The organism is Erythrobacter sp. S259 (assembly GCF_057364965.1).
In genome coordinates, this window is sequence record NZ_CP200286.1 from 1,450,913 (window position 1) to 1,476,047 (window position 25,135).

At 57.1% G+C, this 25,135-nt stretch carries 24 protein-coding genes; 9 read left to right on the plus strand and 15 right to left on the minus strand.

Annotation, left to right across the window (positions count from 1 at the left end):
• Window positions 1-39: 39 nt before the first annotated feature.
• A complete protein-coding gene (locus tag AC0V60_RS06870) occupies window positions 40-2,235 on the minus strand; it encodes an EAL domain-containing protein (protein ID WP_486177753.1) in 2,196 nt (731 codons plus the stop codon).
• Window positions 2,236-2,455: 220 nt separating this feature from the next.
• On the opposite strand from AC0V60_RS06870, the gene AC0V60_RS06875 reads away from it, so the two are divergent.
• The 3 genes from AC0V60_RS06875 (at window position 2,456) to AC0V60_RS06885 (ending at window position 6,657) form a co-directional block, all read left to right on the plus strand.
• Window positions 2,456-4,153, plus strand: a complete 1,698-nt coding sequence (locus AC0V60_RS06875; protein WP_486177754.1) for an alpha/beta fold hydrolase — start codon at window positions 2,456-2,458, stop codon at window positions 4,151-4,153.
• 131 nt (window positions 4,154-4,284) lie between these two features.
• Window positions 4,285-5,127 carry an alpha/beta fold hydrolase gene (locus AC0V60_RS06880; protein WP_486179458.1) on the plus strand — a complete coding sequence of 281 codons (843 nt, stop codon included), beginning with the start codon at window positions 4,285-4,287 and terminating at the stop codon, window positions 5,125-5,127.
• A gap of 69 nt (window positions 5,128-5,196) precedes the next feature.
• A complete protein-coding gene (locus AC0V60_RS06885; RefSeq protein ID WP_486177755.1) occupies window positions 5,197-6,657 on the plus strand; it encodes an MFS transporter in 1,461 nt (486 codons plus the stop codon).
• An 8-nt stretch (window positions 6,658-6,665) separates the two neighbouring features.
• Here the strand turns inward: AC0V60_RS06885 and AC0V60_RS06890 are convergent, their stop codons facing one another.
• Window positions 6,666-7,583, minus strand: a complete 918-nt coding sequence (locus AC0V60_RS06890) for an alpha/beta fold hydrolase (protein ID WP_486177756.1) — start codon at window positions 7,581-7,583, stop codon at window positions 6,666-6,668.
• Window positions 7,576-8,511 carry a glycerophosphodiester phosphodiesterase family protein gene (locus AC0V60_RS06895; protein WP_486177757.1) on the minus strand — a complete coding sequence of 312 codons (936 nt, stop codon included), beginning with the start codon at window positions 8,509-8,511 and terminating at the stop codon, window positions 7,576-7,578. Before AC0V60_RS06895 ends, AC0V60_RS06890 begins: the two co-directional genes overlap by 8 nt.
• A gap of 100 nt (window positions 8,512-8,611) precedes the next feature.
• Between AC0V60_RS06895 and AC0V60_RS06900 the strand changes: the two genes are divergently transcribed.
• Window positions 8,612-10,378, plus strand: coding sequence for an N-acyl-D-amino-acid deacylase family protein (locus tag AC0V60_RS06900; RefSeq protein ID WP_486177758.1), 1,767 nt, complete (start codon window positions 8,612-8,614; stop codon window positions 10,376-10,378).
• On the plus strand, window positions 10,375-11,202 hold the full coding sequence (locus AC0V60_RS06905; RefSeq protein WP_486177759.1) for an SDR family NAD(P)-dependent oxidoreductase: 828 nt from the start codon (window positions 10,375-10,377) through the stop codon (window positions 11,200-11,202). Before AC0V60_RS06900 ends, AC0V60_RS06905 begins: the two co-directional genes overlap by 4 nt.
• A 66-nt stretch (window positions 11,203-11,268) precedes the next feature.
• Here AC0V60_RS06905 and AC0V60_RS06910 read toward each other — a convergent pair whose 3' ends face one another.
• Window positions 11,269-11,442: a hypothetical protein gene (locus AC0V60_RS06910; RefSeq protein ID WP_486177760.1), complete on the minus strand. Its 174-nt coding sequence runs from the start codon at window positions 11,440-11,442 to the stop codon at window positions 11,269-11,271.
• 54 nt (window positions 11,443-11,496) lie between these two features.
• Between AC0V60_RS06910 and AC0V60_RS06915 the strand changes: the two genes are divergently transcribed.
• Window positions 11,497-12,348 (plus strand): DUF547 domain-containing protein, encoded by an 852-nt coding sequence (locus tag AC0V60_RS06915; RefSeq protein WP_486177761.1) that lies wholly within the window; start codon window positions 11,497-11,499, stop codon window positions 12,346-12,348.
• 27 nt (window positions 12,349-12,375) lie between these two features.
• On the opposite strand, the gene AC0V60_RS06920 is transcribed toward AC0V60_RS06915, so the two are convergent.
• From AC0V60_RS06920 to AC0V60_RS06960, 9 genes are all read right to left on the minus strand, one after another.
• Entirely contained in the window at window positions 12,376-13,470 is a 1,095-nt protein-coding gene (locus tag AC0V60_RS06920; RefSeq protein ID WP_486177762.1) for a DUF2855 family protein, read from the minus strand.
• Window positions 13,471-13,507: 37 nt separating this feature from the next.
• Window positions 13,508-14,176 carry a glutathione S-transferase family protein gene (locus AC0V60_RS06925; protein WP_486177763.1) on the minus strand — a complete coding sequence of 223 codons (669 nt, stop codon included), beginning with the start codon at window positions 14,174-14,176 and terminating at the stop codon, window positions 13,508-13,510.
• A gap of 18 nt (window positions 14,177-14,194) precedes the next feature.
• Window positions 14,195-14,608: a hypothetical protein gene (locus tag AC0V60_RS06930; RefSeq protein WP_486177764.1), complete on the minus strand. Its 414-nt coding sequence runs from the start codon at window positions 14,606-14,608 to the stop codon at window positions 14,195-14,197.
• Window positions 14,608-15,735 carry a DNA polymerase III subunit beta gene (dnaN, locus tag AC0V60_RS06935; RefSeq protein ID WP_486177765.1) on the minus strand — a complete coding sequence of 376 codons (1,128 nt, stop codon included), beginning with the start codon at window positions 15,733-15,735 and terminating at the stop codon, window positions 14,608-14,610. Before dnaN ends, AC0V60_RS06930 begins: the two co-directional genes overlap by 1 nt.
• 195 nt (window positions 15,736-15,930) lie before the next feature.
• A complete protein-coding gene (gene fabG / locus AC0V60_RS06940; protein ID WP_486177766.1) occupies window positions 15,931-16,692 on the minus strand; it encodes a 3-oxoacyl-[acyl-carrier-protein] reductase in 762 nt (253 codons plus the stop codon).
• A gap of 11 nt (window positions 16,693-16,703) precedes the next feature.
• Window positions 16,704-17,129 carry a GNAT family N-acetyltransferase gene (locus tag AC0V60_RS06945; protein WP_486177767.1) on the minus strand — a complete coding sequence of 142 codons (426 nt, stop codon included), beginning with the start codon at window positions 17,127-17,129 and terminating at the stop codon, window positions 16,704-16,706.
• Window positions 17,098-19,014 carry a beta-propeller domain-containing protein gene (locus AC0V60_RS06950; protein WP_486177768.1) on the minus strand — a complete coding sequence of 639 codons (1,917 nt, stop codon included), beginning with the start codon at window positions 19,012-19,014 and terminating at the stop codon, window positions 17,098-17,100. Before AC0V60_RS06950 ends, AC0V60_RS06945 begins: the two co-directional genes overlap by 32 nt.
• 67 nt (window positions 19,015-19,081) lie before the next feature.
• A complete protein-coding gene (gene fabD, locus AC0V60_RS06955) occupies window positions 19,082-20,014 on the minus strand; it encodes an ACP S-malonyltransferase (protein WP_486177769.1) in 933 nt (310 codons plus the stop codon).
• A gap of 59 nt (window positions 20,015-20,073) precedes the next feature.
• The gene (locus tag AC0V60_RS06960) at window positions 20,074-20,904 is read right to left on the minus strand and encodes an LD-carboxypeptidase (RefSeq protein ID WP_486177770.1); all 831 of its coding nucleotides are present in this window, start codon (window positions 20,902-20,904) and stop codon (window positions 20,074-20,076) included.
• A gap of 55 nt (window positions 20,905-20,959) precedes the next feature.
• Between AC0V60_RS06960 and AC0V60_RS06965 the strand changes: the two genes are divergently transcribed.
• A complete protein-coding gene (locus tag AC0V60_RS06965; RefSeq protein ID WP_486177771.1) occupies window positions 20,960-22,396 on the plus strand; it encodes a glutamate ligase domain-containing protein in 1,437 nt (478 codons plus the stop codon).
• Between the two features lie 374 nt (window positions 22,397-22,770).
• Here AC0V60_RS06965 and AC0V60_RS06970 read toward each other — a convergent pair whose 3' ends face one another.
• Window positions 22,771-23,400 (minus strand): glutathione S-transferase family protein, encoded by a 630-nt coding sequence (locus AC0V60_RS06970; protein ID WP_486177772.1) that lies wholly within the window; start codon window positions 23,398-23,400, stop codon window positions 22,771-22,773.
• Entirely contained in the window at window positions 23,400-24,347 is a 948-nt protein-coding gene (locus AC0V60_RS06975) for a DUF808 domain-containing protein (RefSeq protein WP_486177773.1), read from the minus strand. The genes AC0V60_RS06970 and AC0V60_RS06975 overlap by 1 nt, the downstream gene beginning before the upstream one ends.
• A 198-nt stretch (window positions 24,348-24,545) precedes the next feature.
• On the opposite strand from AC0V60_RS06975, the gene rpsF reads away from it, so the two are divergent.
• Complete coding sequence (rpsF, locus tag AC0V60_RS06980) at window positions 24,546-24,911, plus strand: 30S ribosomal protein S6 (protein ID WP_486177774.1); 366 nt, start codon at window positions 24,546-24,548, stop codon at window positions 24,909-24,911.
• Complete coding sequence (rpsR, locus tag AC0V60_RS06985) at window positions 24,911-25,135, plus strand: 30S ribosomal protein S18 (protein ID WP_247271356.1); 225 nt, start codon at window positions 24,911-24,913, stop codon at window positions 25,133-25,135. The genes rpsF and rpsR overlap by 1 nt, the downstream gene beginning before the upstream one ends.

Genomic DNA, 25,135 nt, shown 5'->3' on the forward strand with positions numbered 1-25,135 from the left:
GCAACGGCGGCTGTTCGGAGCTGCAAGCGAACTGTTTGATCAGCTTTTGATTTGAGCGCTTATGTCGACTTCGACAAATGCTTTGTTCGCAGATTGCATACCGCCGGTGTAGGCGACCACAGCCGAATTGGTGAGCGCGCCCAGCGGGCGTCCAGCGGCTTCGATCTGATAGGGGGACACACGGTGCCTTGTGCACAGACCTCTATTGCCGTCGCTGATTAGCTGAGTCTCAAATTCAACGCCTTGGCAGAAACCATTGGAGCGTCTGACGGTCGCAATCGCCAACTGACCATCGCCAAGGTCCAGAACGAACTCGGTTCCAACTGGCACATCCAGCAAGCCTTCAATGCGCGCACCCGTTTTCGAGATATTGCGCAAGAACACATTATAGCGGCTATCGCCGTGAATAAGGCCGATCTTCCGGAACTCAGTTCGCCGCTCAGCGCGATACTTCTCCGGCCCGCGCGGTTTGAATTCAAGTTCCTTATTGTTAAAACGTGTAAGCAAATCTTCAAAGAAGATTGGGCTTGAGAACAGGTAGCCCTGCAAGTGAGTGGCGCCGTGCCCAGTCACCATGGCTAGCTCATCCTGGGTCTCAATACCCTCGGCAACTGTTTCCATCTTGAGAGCCTTTGCCATGCTGACAATGGCTGATACCAGCGCGCTGTTGTTGTTGTCTTCGACTGTACAACCACGCACAAAGCTCTGATCAATCTTAACTTTATCAAACGGCGCATCGCGAAGGTAGCTGAGGGAAGAATATCCTGTTCCAAAGTCGTCGAGTGACAAGCGCACGCCTCGCCGCTTCAACTGCTTGAACAGTTTTATCGTCCGGTCCAGATCACCGACAAACACACTTTCGGTGATCTCCAACTCAACTCTTGATGGGTCCACCCCGCTTTTCGTCAGGATTCGATCGACCGCTGAATAAAAGTCATCTGAGGCGAACTGGGTAGGCGACACATTGACCGCGGCCCGGATTTCAGGAGGGCAGCGGCCCAATTGAGCGCATACCTCTTCGAGCACCCACTCGCCGATCTTGTTAATAATGCCAAGTTCTTCGGCGACCGGAATGAAATCGGCTGGCGAAACCCGGCCACGCTCAGGATGCTCCCAGCGTAAGAGCGCTTCAAGTGACGCAACCTTGTGCGTTTTGGCATCTACAATAGGCTGATATTGAATGAGAAACTCGCTCTGCGCTAAAGCATCGCGAAGGTCGTCTTCAATTCTCTGGCGGAAGTGCGCGCTTTGACTGAGGCTGCTCGAATAGAAACGATAGGTTCCGCGGCCAGCATCTTTCGCGGCGTAAAGGGCCAAATCCGCTGCCTTGACCAGTTCGCTCACCTCAACGCCGTCATAGGGCGCCACAGCAAGTCCGATGGAACAACCGATAATCGCACGCGCGCCCTCGACCGAATAGGGCTGCGAAAGCATTTGGACGAGACGCTTTGACAAATCACCAAGTTCACCGCGGTCATCCATATCGGGGAGCAAAATCTGGAATTCATCACCGCCAAGGCGGCCGATTTCCCCTTGATCGCCGACAAGCTTCTTAATTCGCACAGCAACTTGTTTGAGAAGCTCGTCTCCAGCCGGGTGACCAAGCGTGTCATTGACCTTTTTGAAACGGTCAAGATCGAGCAACATGATTGCACAGGATCGTTTGGACCGCTTAAAGCTTGTCAATGTCTGCTCAAGCTGGCGCGCCATGCGCAAACGATTGGCAAGGCCGGTTAGCGAATCATATTGCGCCGCACGTTCTGAATCGCGGGTCCGCGCAAGGCTTCGTGTCACGTCTCGCGCTGTGCCGTAGAAGCCATGGAAATTGCCAGTGTCGTCGAGGCGCGGCGTCGCTGATATTTCCCACCACACTTCTTTTTGGTCGTCGCCCAGCACCTTCACATTAAGGCGTGAGATCGGACTGCGAGATGCAAGACGAAATTTCAGTGGGCGGGACGTGTAATCGTATTCGTCTGAATCTCCGGTCGCGAAGATTTCTGTAAGCTCACAGCCAATCAAGCTATCCTTGCCGAACGAAACTGACGACATCGCAGCGTCAGTAAGATATGTGAGCCGACCTGCGGCATTGCTTTCCCAAAACCACCCAAGGCCGGCATCTTCAAGACCTGCAAGCAGAGCTGCGCTGCGCCGGGAATCAAATGGAGTATCTGCGCCGCTTCCCAGCGCAGAAGCCTTCTGGTCTCCCCCCGACAATCTAGACAGCAATCGGCTCATTAAAATTCATGGTCCTCATTCACACGCCGTGATCCTAGTCAAAATGAGTGAAAGAAGACTAAATTCCCAGCTCATCTTCGGTGCCGGTGTTGAAGGCTGTAAATAAAGCAATTTTTGAAAGGGTTTAAGAGCATCACCTTGCAAATATGCGCAGTTCTCGCCATCAAGAAAATATATATGTTTAGGCGGGAATTCCGGCCCATCATGAGGGGACACATCAATGCCTGAGTCGAAAGTGACACTGGAAAATGAAGCTGCGCAGTCAACCAATGCGCTCGGGCCGCTTGTTGGCCTTGCGCGCGAGGATTTTGTGGGCGCGGTGGCCGTGTTGCTGCGCGAGACAGCTTCTGATCCGAAGCGTTTGATGAAGCATGCGCAATCTATGACCGAAGATATGGTCAAGATCGTCACAGGCAAAAGCGACCTTGCGCCCCACCCTAAAGACAAACGCTTCATGGACCCGGCCTGGCAATTCAACCCGTTTTTCAGGGCTGGTGCGCAATATTACCTCGCAGTGCAAAAAGGCATGAACAATTGGCTTGAAGACCTTGAGCTTGATGAGCTTGAACGCAACCGCGCCAATTTCATTTCGAACATCATCATCGACAGCCTCGCCCCGACAAATACCTTGGCTGGCAATCCTATCGCCCAAAAACAGGTGATCAATTCAGGCGGGCTTAGCCTCATTAAGGGCCTGCAAAACGCTTACAATGACATCGTCCATAACAAGGGTATGGTCAGCCAAGTCGACAAGCGTCCGTTCAAACTGGGCGAGAATATCGCGACCTCTAAAGGCAACGTCGTCCACCGCACTGAGATGTATGAGCTCATCCACTACGCACCGACAACAGACGAAGTGTACGAGGTTCCTCAGCTCACCATCCCGCCGCAGATCAACAAGATGTATATCAATGACCTCAGCCCTGAGAAGTCGATCATCAAGTGGCAGGTCGACAACGGGATGCAGACCTTTGTGATCTCATGGCGCAATCCGTCCAAGGAACAGGGCGCTTGGGGCATGAACGAATACATTGCCTCATGCGAAGAGGCATTGGAGATTGTCTCGGAGATTTCAGGTTCGAAGACCGTCAATGTGTCAGCAGGGTGTTCCGGGGGCCAGACGGCGTCTGTGCTTGCCTCAAAGCTGGCTGCGAAGGGTAATCCGGTTCTGGGCACTCTCACGCTGATGGTCTGTGTGCTCCACCCCAAAGCCACCGACATTGAAGCGGGATCTTTGGTAAGCGAAAACGGCATGGAGATCGCCAAGAAGCGTGCAGCGAAGAAAGGGATCATCAAAGCCGACGATCTGGCGCGCGGCTTTGCTTGGCTCAGGCCCAATGACCTTATCTGGAACTATGTGATCAACAACTACCTTCTCGGTATGGACCCGCCTGCGTTTGACGTCCTCTACTGGAACTCGGACGCGACCAATTTATCAGCAAGCCTGATGGGTGATTTCTTGAGGCTGTATGAGACGCTTGCCTTCTCAACGCCCGGTGAGACCGAAATGGCCGATCACAAGATAGACCTTACCAAAGTGACCGCAGACCTCTTTATTCTCGGCGGGGTCACTGACCACATTACGCCGTGGAAAGCGACGTATCGTTCGACCCAGCTGTTTGGCTCGAAAGATGTCACATATGTGCTTTCGCAGTCAGGCCACATGCAGGCGATCTTGAACCCGCCGACAAACCCCAAGGCCAAATATTTCGTCCAAAAGAAGAAAGGCGCTCTGCCTGAAACCGCTGACGAATGGCTGCAAGGCACTGAAGAGGTCAAAGGCAGCTGGTGGCCTTATTGGATTGAGTGGATTCAGAAGCGTTCCGGCAAGAAAATAGCGGCACCGGAGGCCGTGGGCAGCAAGGCTCATCCGCCGCAAGAAAGCGCACCGGGACTCTACGTTGTCGAAGAGGTCTGATAGTAACCTCATGGAGAAAAGCGCCGAACAGCTTATGGGAGGCACAGCCCGCACGGGATCTGCGAGCCGTGTCTCCCACCCTCTTCGCCAAATAAGGCGCGATCTGAAAGGTTAGGACGGGCGTGAGTGATATGATGAAAGATGCGCAGGTCACAATGGAAGAGGTGGCCAGGCGGACGCTACGGGTTGCTACTTGGAGGCTTGATAAGCCTTCGGAGCATCTCCCCGTTCTTTTCTTCAACGGTATTGGTGCAAATATTGAGGCGGTCGCACCTCTGGCTGACCAGATGAGTGAGCGCCCTTTCATCATGTTCGACATGCCGGGAGTGGGCGAATCGCCTGATCCGATAATGCCCTACAACCCCTTTACCATGAGCTGGACGGCGGCTGAGCTTCTCAAAAAGCTTGGCGTGGACAAGGTCGACGTGATGGGCATCAGCTGGGGAGGCGGCATGGCTCAGCACTTCGCGATGCAGCATCCCGGTCTTGCACACCGCGTGATCCTTATCGCGACGAGTGCGGGTATGCTGATGATGCCGGGAAGCCCTAAAGCGCTTACCAAGATGGCCAATCCGCGGCGCTATGTCGATGCGGACTATATGCTGAAGAATTTTGAGACACTTTACGGCGATGGCCTAGGCAAATCGAAGGGTAAAGGCGGGCATATGTCGCGCCTAAAGCCGCCCTCCCCGCGCGGATATATGTATCAGCTCCTTTGTATGCTCGGCTGGACCAGCGCGCCTGCTTTGCCGTTTCTATTAAAGCAAGAGACGCTGATCATGATGGGCGATGGCGATGCGATTGTGCCGCTCGCGAACGGCAAGTTCCTCGATATGCTGATCCCGAACTCAGAGCTTGTGGTGATGAAGGGCGGCGGACATCTGTTCCTGCTTAGCCATGAAGAAGAGAGCGTTGCTGCTATCCGGGGCTTCCTCGACCGGCCAGACGCAGGCGAGAAACAGCACGCCGCCTGAGTGTGCCCCTGAGGGGCGTCATGTGAGGCCGCTTGCCAGCTTGGCTTTGCCGCCCTACGCTTTCACCTAATGGCGGGAGAGAGCGCAGCAGCAGGTTCGACGCATGTCGGCATAGGCGGAGCGCTTGACCGGACAGGTTTCGCCTGGGCCGTGTTCGAGTGGGCCCGCAATCCCTACTACATCCTTGTCGTCATCTATATTTTCGCGCCCTATTTCGCGCGTGACATTATCGGTGCCGATGTGCTGGCCAGCGGCGCACTGGATCATCTGCCTCCTGAAGAGGCGCGAGCCTCTGCGAACGCACAAGGCCAGGCGGCAATCGCCTCTGTCACGAAATGGGCCGGAATAATCGCCGCACTAAGCGCGCCTGTATTGGGTGCAGCGCTTGATCGCGGCGGGCGGCTTAAACCTTTACTCGTCCTATTCTTTTCGCTGATTGCGCTGTGTTCTGCGCTCTTGTGGTTCGCACTGCCGGGCGGCGAAGGCCTGCCAATTTGGGCGATCATGACGCTGCTGGTTGTTGCCTATGTGAGCTACACATATTCCGAAGTGACGCACAATGCGATGCTGCCCGCAGCGGGCGCTCCATCCAGCCTATCGTCTATTTCGGGTCTGGGACTTGGCCTAGGCAATCTTGCGGCATCGCTCATTTTTCTGGCGCTCATCGGTTTATTCATCTTGCCTGCCATCGCCGGCTGGCCTTTCGAGAAACCCCAATTCGGGATCGACATGGCTGCGTTTGAACATGCGCGCATTGTCGGGCCTATTTGCGCTGTGTGGATCGCGCTCTTCTCGGTCCCCTTTTTCCTGAACGCACGCGATCCCGGCACACCGGGCGCAAGCTGGATCACGGCGGTGCGCGAAGGGCTAAGAGGTCTTGTCCAAACCTTCAAAGAGGCGGCGCGTTACCGCGAGCTTCTCAAATTCCTAGTCGCGCGCATGTTTTATGCCGACGGAATGGCAGCGCTCTTGGCCCTATCGGCGGTTTATGTCTCGCTCTTCCTTGGGTGGGGGATTTTGGAGCTTACCATCTATGCGATTTATGCCAGCGTTCTGGCTTTTGCAGGAGGACTGATCGGGGGCTGGCTCGACAATAAGCTTGGGGTCAAGACCGCCCTGTTTGTCGAGATTACAGGCATGGTGATCGCCTTCGGCCTGCAATTGTCGATCACCACCGATGCTCTTGCATTTGGCCTTATTGAAAACAGGCAGGTCTGGGACGGCATCGCCTTTCAAACCCTTTCAGACCTCACATATCTGGGTTTGATCGGCGCGGTGGCCATCACTGCCACAGCCAGTATTTCTTCAAGCCGCGCGATGCTTGTGACGCTTGCCCCGGAAGGGCGCAGCGGGGAGTTTTTTGGACTTTACGCTATCGCGGGCACGATCACAGTGTGGATGGGACCGCTGTTGGTTGAGGTCTTTACCTTGTGGTTCAACGATCAACGCGCAGGAATGGCGTCGATCAATCTGCTCTTTGCGATTGGCGCTGCGACATTGCTCACCGTGAAAGTCAAAAAAGCGGCCTAAGCGGCCAATCAAACTGACGGCAGCCATTCATCGAGGATGGCATTCACTTTGTCAGGCGCATCCTGCTGAACCCAGTGGGAAACACCGGGCAAGCGTTTCAGTGTGAGATCGCTCACCCATTCCTCGGTCCCTTCGGTGCAGTGAATGTTGAGCGCCACATCCTCCTCGCCCCAGACCATGAGGGTCGGCACATCGACGCGCCCGTTGCCTAAGTCGATGGTGTCGTCATGGCGCAAAAGAGCGCGGTAGTAATTAACCATCGCTGTTCGCGCACCAGGCCTCCTGCTCGCATCGCTATAGACAGCGCGCTCTTCGGGCCCGAAGGCATCGGGATTGCAAGAAGTGCGCGCGATAAGATCGCCGACCGCATTCCCGCCATTGCGCGCAAGCATCTTTTCCGGAAGCCACGGCAGTTGGAAGGCGAAGACATACCAGCTCTTCTTGATCTGCCGCCATTTCCGAATTTCACGCCGAGCCACCATCGGGTGAGGCACATTCATTATCACCAATCTGGTGAGCGGGCGAAGCTTCGTGATTGCAAAGGCCCAAGCGATAATCGCTCCCCAATCGTGGGCGAACAAAGTCACCTGTTTGGCACCGCTTGCATCAATGAGGTCGGCGACGTCCTTCGTTAGTCGGTCGAGCGCATAATCGCGTACCTCTTGGGGACGATCCGTCGCGCCGTACCCACGAATATTGGGCGCCCACACCCGGTATCCCTTGGCCGCGAGCAAAGGCATTTGATGCCGCCACGAATAATGCAGCTCGGGAAAACCGTGGAGCATGAGGGCAAGGTGATCGCCGCTAGAATTCTTGGCACCCGCCTGCGCCACTTCAAAGGTGAGGCCATTGGTCTCGACAAATTCGATCGCAATTCCGCTGTCCGCGGGCGGGGTCCAGCTTGGAGTGCGGGCCGCTTCACTCACCGCGTGTGATGCCGCAGGTGCCCGGCGCCGGAAGGCGCTCAGCCTTGGCCAAAGCGCTTGCGGCCTCACGCGGACGGTCGGTGGCGATAATGTCCACCCCGCCTTCGCCAAGCTCGGCATAGCGCTCATCGGTGCCGAAACGCTCAAACACGCCGTCTAGCGAGCGGTCTGGCCGGCCCAGTGTGCCAAAGATCACTTCGACATCCTGTTCGTCCAGCGCCGAATAGAGGTCAGGCCGCGCCACCCGTGTACCTGTGAAAGCAACGATATTCTCAGCCGGGATACCCGCCTCAACAATCTCATCAAGCTCCCCGGGAGCATTGACCGAATAGGAGATCAGCATCTCTGGCGCGAGTTCATAAAGCTTCAATGCCTGCGCCTTGGTGTAGGCGATCAGGATCACCCCTTGCTCCATCTCAGCCAAGCGGATTTCGGCCACAACGGTCTCAAAATCGGCGGTGCGCTTAAAGTCCACTTGAAGCACAGTCTTGCCCTTTGCCCACCCAAGGGTCTCAGCAAATGTCGGCACACGGTAAGGTGTCACCCATCCCGCTTCATCGACCAGCTGGAGCTTGGAGACGACATCCCAAGGCACATCCGTAACCGCGCCCTCACCCGTGGTCGTGCGGTTCAGGGTGCGGTCGTGCATCAGATAGTGCACACCCTCAGGGCTCGCCGCGACGTCGATCTCCATCATCGCAGGCGCAGCATGGAGCACCGCGTCCATCGTCGGGATAGCGTTCTCAGGAAGCCCCGGCGAAGGCCCGCCCCGGTGCGCCGAGATGATGGTCACGCCCTCAGCTTCAAGGCAATCGAGGGTCACGGATAGGTTGTTGGCAGGATCAATCCTGTAAACGCCGTCTTCCACCTGCGCGAAAACCGGAGCTGAGACTAAAAGTCCAAACCATATCGGCGCTTTGATTTTCATAGAATCATCCCCTTCAAGCCCGCCAAACTAGCGCCCTCACCCATCTGGACAAGACGGTTGCGATATGAGACCTTCCGTAACAGGAGACAGGAGAAAGATCATGCCAGCATTCGACCTTATAATCAGAGGCGGAACCATTGTTGATGGGACCGGCCAAGAACGCTTTATGGGCGATGTGGCGATCAAAGACGGCCTGATCGCGCAGGTCGGCGAAGTGCGCGGCGATGCGGCGCGCGAGATTGATGCGGCGGGCAAGGTCGTCGCCCCCGGATTTGTCGACATCCACACCCACTATGACGGCCAAGCGACGTGGGATCAGGAAATGGCTCCTTCGAGTTGGCACGGCGTCACTACGGTTGTCATGGGCAATTGCGGCGTCGGCTTTGCTCCAGCGAAGCCTGACCGTCACGAATGGCTGATTAGCCTTATGGAAGGGGTCGAAGACATTCCCGGAACTGCCCTCGCAGAAGGCATCACATGGGATTGGGAGACCTTCCCCGAATATCTCGACGCTCTCGAAAAGCTGCCTCGCACGGTCGATGTGGGCACGCATGTGCCGCACGGCGCGGTGCGCGCTTATGTGCTGGGCGACCGCGAGCAACCCGGCGCTGTCCCGACCGAGGATGACATCAAGGCTATGTCAGACATCGTCGAAGAAGGCGTTCGCGCAGGAGCCCTCGGCTTCTCAACCTCTCGCACGGTCCTTCACAAATCGGTCGACGGCGAGCTTGTCCCCGGCACGACCGCAACGGCAGAAGAACTGGTCGCAATCGGGCACGGTATGGGCCGCGGCCGAGACGCTGGCGGTTATGCAGTGTTTGAGATGGCGAGCGACCTTAAGCGCGAATGGAACGAGTTTGAATGGATGGGCAAACTCAGCCGCGAGGCGGGCATTCCTGTCACCTTTGCAGCACTCCAATCTATCGCCAAAGAACAGCCGCTTGACGAACAAATCGCCAATATGCGCGCCGAAAACGACAATGGCGCAAACATTGTCGCGCAAATCGCGCTGCGCGGAAATGGTATCATCATGGCGTGGCAGGGTACGGTTCACCCCTTCGTTTACCGCCCAAGCTGGATAGCGATCGCGGATCTTCCGTGGGAGGAGCAAAAGGCGAAACTCTTGGACCCTGCGTTCAAGGCGCAGCTCCTTTCAGAGACCAGCGATTACACCGATGCACCGCAGGACATCCTCGAAGTCGTCGCTGTCATCACCATGGGCTGGGCCTTGCAGTATGAGATGGACGATGATTTCGACTACGAACCCGAAGCCTCGGCTAGCATCAATGCGCGCGGCCAAGCGGCCGGCGTAGACCCTCAGGAATACGCCTATGACCTGCTGTGCCGCGATGATGCGAAGGGTTTCATCTATCTGCCGATCCTGAACTACGCAGACGGAAACCTCGATTTCCTCCACCCACTTCAGCACTCAGACGACACGGTGAACTCACTGTCTGATGGCGGCGCGCATTGCGGCACAATCTGCGACGCGGCCTCGCCCACCTTTATGCTTGAGCACTGGGTGAAGAACCGCAAGCGCGGCGACCGGATCACGCTGGAGAACGCGATCAAGCGCCAGTGCCGCGACACCGCCGTACTCTACGGCCTCGAAGATCGCGGTGTCATTGCGCCGGGTTATATGGCCGACCTCAACGTGATCGACCTTGAGCGCCTTAAACTTGGCCGCCCGTGGCTCGCCTTTGACTTGCCAGCAGGCGGCAAGCGTCTCCTCCAGAAAGCGCAAGGCTATGATTACACGATCAAAAACGGCGCTGTGACGTTTGAGGCTGGCAAATGGACCGGCGAGGCTCCCGGCGGCCTTATCCGTGGCCCGCAGCGGGCAGAACTGGCGGAAGCGGCTGAGTGAGCGCTTACACCCCTGCTCCGGGCGACTGGGCGGTTATCACAGGTGCCGGACGCGGGATTGGACGTTGGCTCGCGCAGCACTTTGCCGCCAAGGGCATGCGTATCTGCGCGCTCGATATTGACGCTGATGAGGCCCAAGAAACCGCGCGGCTGTGCGGCGAAAGCTCATCTGGCTATGGCTGCGATGTCTCTGATCCAGACGAAACCGCGCGGGTTGCCAAAAAACTCATCGCGCAAGGGATCGAGCCATCGCTGCTTTGGATCAACGCAGGGGTTGGCACAGCAGACACAGTTGTCGGGACAAAATCGCGCACGCTTGATTGGTTGATGGGTGTAAATGTCATGGGGCCGATGCACACCGCTCGCGCGTGGTTGCCAGCGCTAAAAGCACGCGGCGGCGCGCGCCATGTTGGGATCACCGCAAGCTCTGCATCCGTGACGCCGGTGAGCGGCCCCTTCACGCTCTACGCCACTACCAAGCAGATGACCGCATCCATTGGCGAAGCGCTTACGGCGGAGCTTGCCGAGGATGCTATTGGCGTGACCATCCTATGTCCCGGCATCCTCAACACCCAGATTTGGAACGCAGCTCAAGCCCGGCCCGAACGTTTTGGCGGGGCTCGTAACGCTCCCGAAAGCCTCGGCGACCACTGGCGCTCACAGCCCGGTCCTGAAGTGCTCGAACGCGGGGTTGATGAAACGCTCGCCAAAGGCGGCGGCTGGTGCATTATCCCTACCGAAGGCGATACCGCCAGCAAAATGGCCGTGCGTCATGAAGCACAGCGTACCGGACTGTTCGACTATGCCTCTAAGGGCGGCGAATAATCGAACCGCTAAAGGCTCGACAACGATAACCTTGGCAGAAGCAATCTTGCCTGTGATCACCTCCGGTTAGGCCACACGCGCCGCATCGAGGCCCTTGTAGGTCTCGATGGAGACGGCCCCTACCTTTATGACAAAAACCGCGACCGGGGTGTAACCTTCACTCGTTTTCGCGCGAAGCTCCGGATGGACGAGATATGCGATGGCGGCGATGCAGTTGCGGCGCTGAATTGAACTCTTCACGGTTCATTCGGTCGTATTTGCACCTAAGGCCGCGACAGAACTGGCGAGACGACGATGAAATTCAAACCCCTTTTAATTTTGTGTTTTCTGCCCGCAGCGGTTGGCTGCACAAGCTTGGAACGGTTGGCCATTCCAAGTTCCGAACTCGTCTCCTCTCAGTTCCAGGCAGTCGGTACTCAAGATCCCATTTCAAACGAGGCCTGGGACAATTTTCTCACGAGTTACACAGCGCTCGGTGATGACGGCATTGTGCGCGTAAACTATGGTTCGGTAAGCCAGGAGGACAAGCAAAGGCTCGATAATTATGTCGACTATCTTACCAGTCAAGACGCCACGCAGTTTACCCGCGACGCGCAGCTTGCCTATTGGATTAACCTCTACAATGCGCTGACCGTGAAGGTCATTCTCGACAACTATCCCGTTGATTCCATTCGCGACATCTCAAGCGGCCCGCTGGATTTCGGCCCTTGGGGTGAGAAACGTATCGTAATCAACGGCCGCGAACTTGGCCTGCATGATATTGAACATGGTATTGTTCGCCCTCTCTGGAGCGAGGAGCCACGCATTCACTATGCGCTGAACTGCGCCGCGGTCGGCTGTCCAAATCTTGCGCAGACCGCATACACGGCCGCCAACCTTGAGCAGAAGCTTCAGGAAAACTCCGCGAGCTATATCAATGACCCGCGCGGCGTAAGCGTAGGGGAGGACGGGGAAGTCACGCTCTCCAAGATATTCAGTTGGTACCGCGAGGACTATGGAGGATCGACACAGACGATTCTCGCGCATGTGCGTCAATATGCGGAGCCGGAATTGCTTGCCGCCTTAGACCAGCCCGATGTTACGATAAACTACGCCTATGATTGGTCGCTCAACGACACGGCCACCGCAGCGCGGGAAGGCCAGTAAAAGCTCACTTGGCCGATCAGGTTTAGTTTAAGGCTGGACCACGATACCCTTTGCAGGGTCGATCTTACCGCCGAGCATTTCGAGATAGGTCGTGCGCGCCGCATCCAGCCCGTTGCGGGTTTCGATTTCGACCGTGCCGCCTACCGCGTCCAAAAAGGCGTGCCACGTTCTGGCGACCATCTTGCCGCCTTCGGCCGGGCCATGCTCTTTAAAGAAGGACACGAAATGGTCAGGTGCGAAGAATAAGGTCGGCTTTGCCCCCGGCAGATCACCGGCGCCCCCGCCCATTGAACTGCGCGCCTCGATATGAGTGGCACCCACGAGGCAGGAATATTTGAGTTGATCGGTGAAGTGGTGATGCAGCTTGGCCAAAACGTCGGCATTGCCCGCAAAATCGACCGTCACGGTCTCAGTGAGCGGCAAAGTGCCAATCGCATCATACGTGAGAACTTGATCGTAAAGCCCGGTTTTCTCGACAAATTCCACATTACCAGCTGAAGTAAGGCCAATCCGTTTCACGCCGGGCGAGTTTTGTTTCGCCACATTTGCCAGCCCCATTGCGGTCTTGGAAGAGGCGCTGGTGAGGATCACTTGGCCCGCCCCAAACCAATCCTCTGAGCGCATAAAGTAGTCTATCACATAGCCAGTTTTGAACAGCGGGCCATAGATCATACGCTCATTCTCGCGCGCAGGATCATGTTCAGGATCAGCCGCCAAACGGTTGTAATTGTTGTACACCGGGCTCATCGGCTGACGATAATCGGTCATGTCGGAGAAGCTTGCATCGCTCACATTGCCCGGGACCACATCAAACTGCGTTCCCATGGGCAGATAGCCATAGACCCGCTCGCCTACCTCAAAGCCATCGGCCTTGCTTTCGGTCACCGCGGCATGCCCCCACATGGGCACTATTCCAAACCCGTCTTCCTCGGTTTTCGGAGGGAAGAAATTCCAATAGCCAAACCCATCGCCCACCACTGCGTAGGTGATGTTGTTGGCCGTCACCGAAAAGCTCTCCACCTTGAGGCGGATCGAACCATCGGCAAGCTCTCCTGATGGCACCTCTACCAGCGCCGCCTTAGTGAGCTTTTCTTTGCGAACATGGATTTGGGCTACGGTCATTGGTCTAGGCTCCTCAACACTTGCGCCGAAGGCTAGCCTATCCCTTTTCGATTTCCCAGCGCGTTGCGGCGATTGAAGGACGATTTTTGAGCGTTTCGAGCCAAGCTTTGATGTGATCACACTGCGCAATACCCACCTCACCTTGCGGCGTCAGCTCCAGTGAGCGCAGGACCGGGTACAAAAACACATCGGCCAATGTGATGCCAGTGTCGCCAGCAACGACAGTCCAGGCGCCGCCGGTCTGTATCTCCGTTTCAACGAAGCCCAAAGCGCGGCTGATCTGGGGCAAAGCGTTGTTTATCCGTTCTGGATCAATTGGATAGCCCGCCACCCGGTGCATTATCCAAGGCATCACCAATCCCTCTTCAAACAGTGGGAAGAGGTAGTTGTTGGCAATTGCGATCCATTTATCCATCACAGCGCGGTGTGACGGTATCCTCGGCTGCAGGGCACTTTGACCGTGTGCATTGTCGAGGTAGTGGGCGATGGCAACACTCTCGATCAGCTCAAGTCCATCGACTTCCACTACAGGCACTTTGGAGAACGGGTGCCGGTTTTGCGCCGAGCGTGCGGGCGTTGCAATCGTTTCGTGAGAAAGCTCGGCCTCGCGCGCGGTGATTTCAACAATGCGCGTATAGGTCGAAATGACAGTTCCGAAAATTCGGACCTGGGCCGGATGGTCGCTCACTGGTGAACTTTCGGCCATGGTTGACCTCTTCGCCGCTTAAGGCTCTTCGCTGTCAGCTTCGGGCTCGGTCTGAACTTCGGCCATCACCCGGCCCACTAGCTCCATCCGGCGGCCAAACCCCCGAGCCCGGAGCCCGCAGGTCTGCTCAATCTGACTTGAGTCCTGTTCGAGAAAGACCGGATAACGCTCTGCCAACGCGACATTAATGGGAGTGCCGCGCTGTGCTTCGAACCGACCTAGGAAATATGTCATCGAACTGACAAGCGCCTGTTTGGAATCAGGGGTCATCACCCCATCATCGGAACCGAGCAGCCCGCCTATGAATAGAGCACAATCGAGATCGTCTTCAGGTGAGAAGCCCTGTCCACTCTGCTCGTTATTCTCTTGAGCTGAAACAGAAATTCCGCCTACCAAGAGCGCGCCAGCGATGATCCCCCCAAGCGTCCTCATTATACGCGCATCGGCATGAGGACATAGAGCGCAGCGCTTGCATCATCCTCGCGGATTAGGGTCGGAGCGCCTGCATCGGCCAAGTGAAGCTCCACCTCATCGGAATCGAATTGGCCAAGAATGTCTTTTAGGTAATTGGCATTAAAGCCGATTTCGAAACCGTCGCTGGAATAGGTCGCCGCAAGTTCTTCCGACGCATTGCCGTTATCAGGTGACGTCACCGATAACGTCACGCGGTCTTTATCAAGCCCCATTTTGACGGCGCGCGTCTTTTCAGTGGCGATTGTGGCCACCCGGTCAACACCTTGGTGGAAGGCCTTGGGGTCAACGCGAAGGATCTTGTCATTGCCGGTTGGAATAACGCGGCTGTAATCCGGGAAGGTCCCGTCAATCAGCTTGCTGGTCAAAACCACCCCGCCTTCACCGCTCAACGTGAACCGAACTTTCGAGGCCGAAAGATCAATCATAACAGCGCCATCAAGCGCTTCTTCGAGAAGCTTTCTAAGCTCGGCCACCGCTTTGCGAGGAACGATCACATCAGGCATTCCGTCCGCACCATCAGGCTGCGCAATGGTGAAGCGGGCCAAACGGTGACCATCTGTCGCAGCCGCTTTCAAAACCGGCCCGTCATCATCGCTGACATGCAGGAAGATGCCGTTCAAATAATAGCGCGTTTCCTCGGTCGAGATCGCAAAACGCGTCGCATCAATCATTTGCGCCAAAGTGCGAGCAGGCAGTTCGAAAGACGTGGGCAGATCCCCCTCGACAATCACTGGGAAGTCATCGCGCGGCAGGGTTGGTAGTTTAAACCGGCTCCGGCCTGCTTTGATCACCATCTGGTTGTCGGAAGCTTCGAGCGACACCTGCGACCCGTCAGGCAGCTTGCGTGCGATATCGAACAACAGGTGCGCGGACACTGTGATTGCGCCGGGCGTGTCAACAGAGGCGGCACTCATGGTCTCAACCACCTGTAGATCGAGGTCGGTCGCCATCACCTTCACATTACCGCCCTCAGACGCCTCAATCAGGAGGTTCGAGAGGATGGGGATGGTGTTGCGGCGTTCAACCACCGATTGAACATGGGAGAGACAACGCAAGAGCGTCGCGCGTTCGATCGTAGCCTTCATCAGCGTAACCTATCGTCTTCGTGTTTTATGGCGTCTCGTGAAGGCTGGAATCGCCCTACCGCCGCCTAAGAATCGAAGAAAACCTTAGCGCGGCTGTGACGCTGGGCAAGTTCGTAACCTGTGCAGGCACGATTCCCTTGGGGATAAGGGCCATAGGATTGCTTCGAAGCGGCCTTCATTCCGCCCAAGAGCCCCTTACAGCATCGCCATGCCGCCATTCACGTGCATGGTCTCACCGGTGATGTAACCGGCCTCGCGGCTTGCAAGGAAGGCGCAGGCAGAGCCAATGTCATCGCCCTCGCCCATTTTGCCCATAGGTATCTTGGCGTTGATGGTCTCGGTTTGCTTCTCGTCAAGCGCCGTCGTCATAGCGGTGCGGATAAAGCCGGGAGCCACGCAGTTGGCGGTAATGCCGCGGCTTGCGACTTCCTGCGCGAAACTCTTGGTCATGCCGGTGAGGCCCGCTTTCGCCGCGCAATAGTTCATTTGACCCGGATTGCCTGTGTGGCCGACAACGCTGGTGATGTTGATGATACGCCCAAAACGCCCTTTCATCATCGGGCGGGCGCTGGCGCGCATAAGGCGGAATGCGGCCTCGAGATTCACCGAAATCACGCTGTTCCAGTCATCATCCTTCATCCGCATTGCAAGACCGTCGCGCGTAATGCCAGCATTGTTCACGAGGATGTCGATCCCGCCAAGCGTGTCCACTGTCGCAGGGATAAGCTCATCCACCTGCGTGCTATCCGAAAGATTACAAGTAATCTCAACGTGATCGCCTGCCTCTGGTGAGCCAACTTCTGAAATGAGCTGTTCGCGGAACAGGCGCAATTTGTCGCCATTGGAACCCGATAGAGCAACCCGAGCGCCTTGCTTAGCCAAGGCAAAGGCAATCGCAGAACCGATCCCGCCGCTTGCGCCTGTCACCAAAGCGTTCATTCCATCCAGTCGAAACATGTCCCGGCTCCTCACCAATCAAAATAATAGATAACGGCGTCTTCACGCTCGTGCTTAAACCCTTGATAGAGACCGTTTGCCTCAACATTGTCCGGCTCGGTCCCCAACCAAATTTCTTCGATATCTTCCTCATCGGCTCTGTCAAAAACAGCCTGCATGAGCAAGCGGGCAATGCCCTTGCGACGCCAATCGTCGCCCGTGCCGATCTCGTCAAGGAAGAGTTCGGTTGGTTTATCGGGATGATTGTGGATGACCGTCATGACCATGCCGACGACTACGCCGTCATGGAGCGCCAGGCACATCCAATTGGCGGATTGCGCGAGATAGGCAGTCAGGCGGTCTGGGTCGATCGCATGATCGAATACGCCCGGCGCCACATTGCTTAGAAGATTTGCGTTCTGCGCATCAATCCAATGAAGTTCTGGAATCAGGGGCAAAGGTGACCCTGCGCACTTCCCGGATTCGGCCATCAGACATGTCTCCTTCGACAATCTCATAACCCATGAGAGCAAAAATGCGCGAGCCCATAAAGATCGGGCGCGCATTACCGTACCAATCCACGCAAGACGCAATACAGGCATCATCGACGGCATCTTCGGTGCGTGCAGCCAATTCGCCGGCAGGTTTAAGCTTGCGCGCATCGCGGCGAAGAAACGCAATAGCAGAGCCACTGCCAAGGAATTCTGACCCATCGCGCGTCAGACGCCGCGTGACTGGCAAGCCTAAGGTGCCAGAAAGCCCTTGTGCGCTGCCACGGTCAGGTTTGAAGAAAAACGCCTGGCTCCGGGTTTCGCCCTCGCCTGCTGCTGCCAGCATGTAGGTGTCCTCAAGCGAAGCCTTGCGCGCCAGTTTGAGCGAACTGAAGCCCAATGCGCCATCGCCAGCCGGGCCGACAACAATGCCATCATTGCCCATTTTATCAAAGCGGGTGACACCGTGCGGCATGGCAATCTGCTGAACATCGCTGCCATTGAGAGGCACGGCGTAGACCATCGCGGTCTCGTCTTCGCGGCCATAGGCTCCGGCAGCATAGAGCAGGTAGTCACCGACAAAACGGTTGTGCAAGCGCCAGCCTTTGGGCTCTGGCAACTTCCGGTAGTTTTGACGCACCAGTGCTCCGCCCCCGCTGCCAAAGGCATCGAACGGAATGTTTGCTAGCGACACTTTGCCAGCGGAAAACTCGCTTGCCCACATGCCCTGACCATTGCCGACAGAACGAAGAAGGACGCGGAGCATGCCGCCTTCTGCATCTTCAGCAAAAGAGAACTGATCAATCGGAGAACCTGCAACCTGAACCGCGCCGGGGCGCGATCCGTCTAGCGGAATGCGGTAAAGTTGACCGGGTGTAGTCGCAGCCCTGTCGCGCCAGTTGGTACGCGCAGCCCCAGTCCAAGCGTAGACCGCCTCGCGCGAGACGTAGAACGCATGGCTCCAAGTGCCGGCAATCGCCGTTGCCGAACAGTCAAGATCCTCAGCCCCAACATCGCACCGGGTGACGGTGTGGAGTACGTTCACAGGGAATCGCCCAGAGCGGTAAGGCTTGGCCACAAGGAAATCCTCAGGCTTGACCAAAACTTCGCCCTCACCCTCGCCCATTTCGCGCATGGCCGGAAGGGATGCATCAAGGTCACCCCAATTGGCATAAACCGGGGTGTAAAAGATAAGCTCATCCCCAATCAGGCGCGAGGCGTAATTGGATGAGGAATAATAGTCACCAGACCGCATATAATGCGTGTCGCGGTAGGTGAACTTGCCTTCATCTGAGATATCGAAGCGATTGATTTCAGTGCCAAAATCGCCATAGGAATAGCCGATAACGATCACCTGATTGCCGCGCACCAGCATTTCGTCATACCAGGTATTGGCGGGGTTTTCCTTGCTGGGAGGGAAGGCATTCGCGGTGTCGATCGGCTCTAGAGCCCCGCCACCAGTTCGCACCGTGAACAAGCGTCCGCGCCTCAGCACGACGAGGTAATCGCCAACGTTCTTGACGATACCTCCCTCGTCGACGCCCGCTTCTTGAGTATTGGTGATGCTCTCGTTTTCAGCAGCGCCGAAATCCTCGGTGGCCGCCTCTGTGACGGGCGCTGGCGTTATAGCTCCCATACGCCGCCGGTTGCGCTTTTCGAGGTCCTGCATTTTCTGAACGAAGATGGAAAGCTCTCGCTCGCTGGCGAAACCACTTAAACCTTGCGCATCGCCTTTGGCGCTCAATTGCAACTCACGCGGTGCGTCGTCTGCCAAGGCGACCGTGCCGAACGCAACCGCGCCAACACAGCCAAAAATCAAACAAAATGCCGCGGTTGAAGCTTTCTTCAGCATGAAACCCCTCCTTGGTTCAAGCAAGAAGGGCAAGGTTGTAATGGGTTAGCTGAACGCAGCGTTACGCTCAGCCTTTAGCAAAGCCCTCAAGGTCTTCCATGGTGATGAGGCTAGTGGTTTCCGCCTCGCCAGCGATCTTGCGGATCATGGGGCTGAGCACTTTGCCGCCCAGTTCAACGAAATGCCCAACGCCGTCTGCATGCATGGCTGCAACGCTCTCACGCCAGCGCACGCGGCCGGTGACTTGCTGGACCAGCAGGCTTTGCTCCTCAGCAGGGTCGGTCACTTTGCTTGCGGTGACATTGGCATAAAGCGGCAGAGCCAGCGCGCCCGGAGGCGTTTCGCCAAGCGCCTCAGCCATGCGGTCGGCGGCTGGCTGCATGAGAGAGCAGTGGAAGGGCGCCGACACGGGCAGCAATACGCCGCGTTTGATGCCGTGTTCTTTGACGAGAGCGACCGCGCGTTCAATCGCGCCCTTGTGGCCTGAGATCACGACTTGGCCCGGATCATTGTCATTGGCGACTTCGCACACCTCACCTTCGGCGGCCGCTTCGGCAAGTGCGGTGGCTTTGGCGATATCAGCGCCGAGAAGCGCCGCCATAGCGCCCACGCCCACCGGCACAGCCGCTTGCATCGCAGAACCGCGCAGCTTCAAAAGACGCGCCGTGGCCGAAAGGTCAAAGGCTTGGGCAGCGCAAAGCGCGGTGTATTCGCCCAAAGAGTGTCCAGCCACGCAGGAGCCAGCCTCGGTGAGTTTCACTCCGAACTCAGCCTCAAGCACGCGCAAGGTCGCAATCGCATTGGCCATAATCGCAGGCTGCGCGTTTTCAGTAAGGGTCAGTTGGTCTTCCGGCCCTTCGGCCATGATCGCGGAAAGTTTAAGGCCAAGCGCCTCATCGACTTCTTCAAACACTTCGCGCGCGGCGCTGCTGGCGGCGGCGAGCTCGGTGCTCATTCCGACTTTCTGGCTTCCCTGTCCCGGGAACACGAACGCTTTCATGTGAACTCCTCTTGGCTTTGGCCGTCTGGGTTTTGGCGGTCTTGGCTTTGGGGGCGCGGTTAAGAGGTGCCAGCCGGTCCTGCAAGCCCAAAGGGCACCACCTTGTTGGCAGCTGTGTGCCCTATCTCGGCGCGTCCAAGATAAGGAATACCCGCCCTTGCGCACCAGAACTTGGCGATTTCTACCTCGTCTGAGCCGAAAGGAATATCGTTTTCCGGAATATCTGTCACCGCGCCAAGCCTAAGCCCAGCGACACGCGGCAGACTGCCAGCCAGCGCGAAAAACACGCGGTCGATGGCGTAGTGCGCCTCCGCGACCTCTTCGACCATCACCACGTGTCCGGTAAGGTCCGGCATCAAAGGCGTCTTGGCCAGCATTGCCAAAGTGATGAGATTAAACGCGGCCATGGGCGTTGTTCCGTCAAGGCTTGGCTCTAACCCCGAATTGTCTCCGCTAAACCACCTCAGCACCCGGCGCGCCGATTCAGGGCCGCTCGATGAACTCGCGCTAATCGGCATGGAGCCGTGGGCGCATTGGCCGATCCCGGCTTTATAAAGAGCACCCAAAAGATAACCGCAATCCGAATATCCCACATAGGTCTTTGCCTTGGCCGCCGCGTTCATCCGCGCAATTGCCGCCTCTGCTATGCGGTTGGAACCGTAACCCCCGCGCGCAAACCACACCGCATCAAATGCGGGATCATTGGCGCAGTCGAGCAAACCGCCCAGCCGCGTCAGATCATCGCCCGCAAAATGCCCGGAACGCTCAAAGCATTGATCATGGAACGTCACCGAATGATCGGGAAACTCAGCAGCAACCAAAGCCTCCAACGCGGCGGCGTGGTCTTTGGTAATGGCTCTTGCCGGTGCACAAATGGCGATATTTGTCATGAACCCAGCCTAGGGCGCTTGTAACTCGCGTGGCAAGCCCATAACCATATCCGCTATGAGTGGATCAGTGGACGACGCGCCAGAAGAGCGCCCTTTCTTTTGCCATTACTTTTTTTGCGGCATCGGCGGCTCAGGCATGCTCCCGCTGGCACAATTGGCGCAGGGGTTTGGTCATGAAGTGGCAGGCTCCGACCGTTCCTATGACCAAGGGCGCACGCCTGAGAAATTCGCGTGGCTGTCAGGCAATGGCTTTACCCTATTTCCGCAAGACGGGAGCGGGATTACCTCCGAGAACCAAGTTCTGATCGCAAGCGCCGCAATCGAAGACACCGTACCCGAGGTTGCGCGCGCGAGGGAACTTGGCTGCGAACGGATGACGCGGGCTGAGCTTTTGGCGGAACTTTTCAATGGCGCGGGCTATTCGGTCGCGGTCGGCGGCACGTCTGGCAAAAGCACTGTTACCGGCATGATTTCGTGGATCATGGCAGAGGCAGGCCACGACCCTACCGTCATGAACGGTGCGGTGATGAAAAACTTCGCCGATGAGGCCAACCCCTTCGCCAGCGCGCGCGTCGGCTCTCCGCATGTGTTTGTCAGCGAAGTCGATGAGAGCGACGGCTCAATCGCGCTTTACCGGCCTACAATCGGTGTGCTTTTGAATGTCAGCCTCGACCACAAATCCATCGAGGAACTGCGCGTTTTGTTCGGCGATTTCATCTTCGAGGCAGGCTGCGCCGTTATCAATATGGATGACGAGGAATCGCGCGCACTCGCCCCGCGCGCCTCGCAACTGGTTTCTTTCGGGATTGAGAATCAAACAGCTGATATCGTCGCCGAGCCTGATAGCATTGAGCACCGGCCTTTGAGCATTCGCGCAGTGCTGATCGACAATCGCTCAAAAGAGGTGTTCCCGCTCGACCTTCCGATGCCGGGTTTGCACAATCTTGCCAACGCCATGGCCGCGATTGCAGCGATGAGCGCGGCAGGGATCGAGCTTAGCCGTTCGGTCTATGCACTCAGCCGCTTCAAAGGCCTTGCGCGGCGGTTTGATGTGGTCGGGACTAGCCCAAGCGGCATCAGCGTCATCGACGATTTTGGCCATAACCCGGAGAAATGCGCGGCGACCTTGCGCACTTTGAAAGCCACCGAAGGCCGCGTGATCGCCTTCTTCCAGCCGCATGGATATGGACCGCTTCGCCAAATGGGGGATGAGCTTGCCGAGACTTTTGCGCGCGAGCTGGACGATGATGATGTGACCATCATGTGCGACCCGGTCTACTACGGCGGCACGGTGGACCGCAGCGAGGGGACCGAGCGGATTATCGGCCTGATCGAGCAGAACGGTGGTTCAGCCAAGCATATCGCGTCGCGCGAAGAATGCGGGGATGCCATCGTAGAACTCGCAAAGCCCGGCGACCGCATTGTCATCATGGGCGCGCGAGACGACACTTTGAGCAGCTTTGCAAAAAGCATTTTCGAGCGGCTTACATGACGATTTACCGCCTTGCTGTGCGCCATATGCAAATGATGCTGTTTGCGACATTGGCCGCGTTTATGTTTGTTATCACGATAGACAAATGGATGGGCCATTCGACTTGGGCCTTTGCGGCGGCTGTGCTGATGCTGATTTTGGTCAACGCAAGGATGCGGCAATTCAACTGCCCCCAATGCGGCAAGAACCTGTTCTTTCGCGGATTTATTATTGTACCCTGGCCCAATAAGGTCTGCGGTAACTGCGGCACGCATTTGGATGCGGGGGTAGATCCAATCGTCATTGCGAGCCGCGAAGCGGCGCGGCAATCCAGTACGGTTTCGCGAGACGGCTCTGGATTGCTTCGCCTATCGGCTCGCAATGACGAAGGGGCGCTAGGGCGCGCCTGCTTTTTCCTTTGCGACTGCGGCTTGGTAGGCCTCGCGCGAGGTCAGTCGCTCACGGTAAGCCTTGAGGCTATCAGGGATGCGCTCGTCCAACCCAACCGCCTTGGCCAAGACCAGCGCATAACCCACGCAAATATCGGCAACCGTAAAGCGCTCACCGACGAGATAATCGCGCGTCTCCAATCGCCGTTCAATCTTCACAAGCCGCTTTTCAAACCAGTCGGCATAGGCATGGCCCGCATCCTCCCAGCCCTTGTGCTTCTCGAACACGGCGAAACGCATATAGACCGTTTGCGGGAAGGTGATCGTGGCGTCCGCATGAAAGGCGTAGTCGAGATACTCGCCATAATCCGCCTCACCCGGCCCCACGACTAGCGCGTCCGCCCCGCCCATCACCGCTAAATAATGCGCAATCGCGCAGCTTTCGGTCATTTGCGTGTCGCCATCAATCAACATCGGGATTGTGCCCAGCGGATTGGTCTCCAAATACTCCGGCGCTTTATGACGCGGCGGAAATGGGAGCATGCGCAGGTCCAGCTCAACGCCTGCCTCTTCGGCGGCCCAAGTGCAGCGCTGACCTCGCGACCCGGCGCAAGTGTAGAGGATGGGAAGAGCCATCAATGCGCCCCCTCATAGCCAATGACCTTATGCAAGACGAAGGCGATAATCGCGCCCAGGATCACCCCGATCACCGCCGAAATTGCCGCATAGGTGAACCAGCCACCGACCCCGCCAAGCACACCTGCCACCGCGTATTCTGCGCCGTGCGCAAGATCATAAAGCAGGTGGAAGCCGATCTCATGGGTGCCGTGGATGATAATCCCGCCGCCGACCCATAGCATCGCGACAGTGCCAATCACCGAGAGCGCCGTCAGCAACTTAGGCACAAAGGCCACCAGCCCTGCCCCAAACTTTTGCGCAACTTCGCTCTCGCGTTTGGTCATCGCAAGGCCAATGTCATCAAGCTTCACGATGATCGCGACCGTGCCGTAGACCACGACGGTCACCACAAGCGCGACAATCGCGAGCGCTGCTCCCTTTTGCCAAAGGCTTTCCGCGATCACTGCGTTCTGCGTCAGCTCATTGAGCACAATAGCCATGATCTCAGCCGACAGGATAAAGTCTGTGCGAACCGCGCCCGAGATGCGCTGTTTCTCAAAAGCGACCGGGTCCTCGATCTCGTCCTCAACCGTCTTGCCGTGCTTTTCGCCGCCCAGCCATTCCATGACCTTCTCCGCGCCCTCATAACAAAGGAACGCGCCGCCGATCATCAGCAGGTAAATGACCAGCCACGGGGCAAAATAATCGAGCAGCATGGCAATGGGCAAAAGAACAATGAGCTTGTTGAACAGGCTCCCCTTGGTGATCGCCCAGATAATGGGCAGCTCGCGCGCCGGGGACAGCCCGGTCACATAACTCGGCGTCACAGCTGCATCGTCGATCACAACGCCAGCGGTTTTGGAGCCAGCACGGCCCGCTGCCGCCGCGATATCGTCGACCGAGGCCGCCGCCGTCCTTGCAATCACTGCCACATCGTCGAGCAGTGCAACCAATCCTGATGGCATGTGTCATTTCTCCGCTTGTGTGTCTTGCGCCATGCCTGAGGCGTCGGGCCTCGCCAAGCGTTCAAGGCTTGCATTCACCGACAAAAACGGTATGTGCCCGCAACCGTTCCGAAATAGGAGCGAGAAAAGAAAGCCGGAGGGGCCCTGCAATCCCGCAGACAAGCCAGCGATCGGCATTACAGTGTAAGGACAAGAAGTATGGCTCTTTATGAGCACATCTTCCTCGCGCGTCAGGACCTGAGCCAGGCTCAAGTTGACACGCTGGCGGCCACGGCGACCGAAATCGTCGAAGCGAATGAAGGCAAGGTTGTGAAGACCGAAACCTGGGGCCTTAAATCCCTCGCTTACAAAATCGAGCGCAACCGCAAAGCGCACTTCGTCATGCTCAACATTGATGGCCCGGGCTCCGTGGTCGCAGAACTTGAGCGTCAGACCCGTATCAACGAAGACGTCATCCGCTACATGACCATCCGTGTCGAAGAGCACGAAGAAGGTCCAAGCGTTATGATGCGCAAAAACGAGCGCGACCGTAAGCGCCGTTCAGACCGTGAGGAGCGCGACTGATGGCCCGTCCTTTCTTCCGCCGCCGCAAGTCTTGCCCGTTCTCAGGCAAAGACGCCCCCACAATCGATTACAAAGACGTGCGTTTGCTCCAGGGCTTTATGTCCGAGCGTGGCAAAATCGTGCCTTCGCGCATCACCGCCGTCTCAGCCAAGAAGCAGCGTGAACTCGCCAAAGCGATCAAGCGCGCACGCCACATTGGCCTGCTTCCTTACATCGTGAAATAG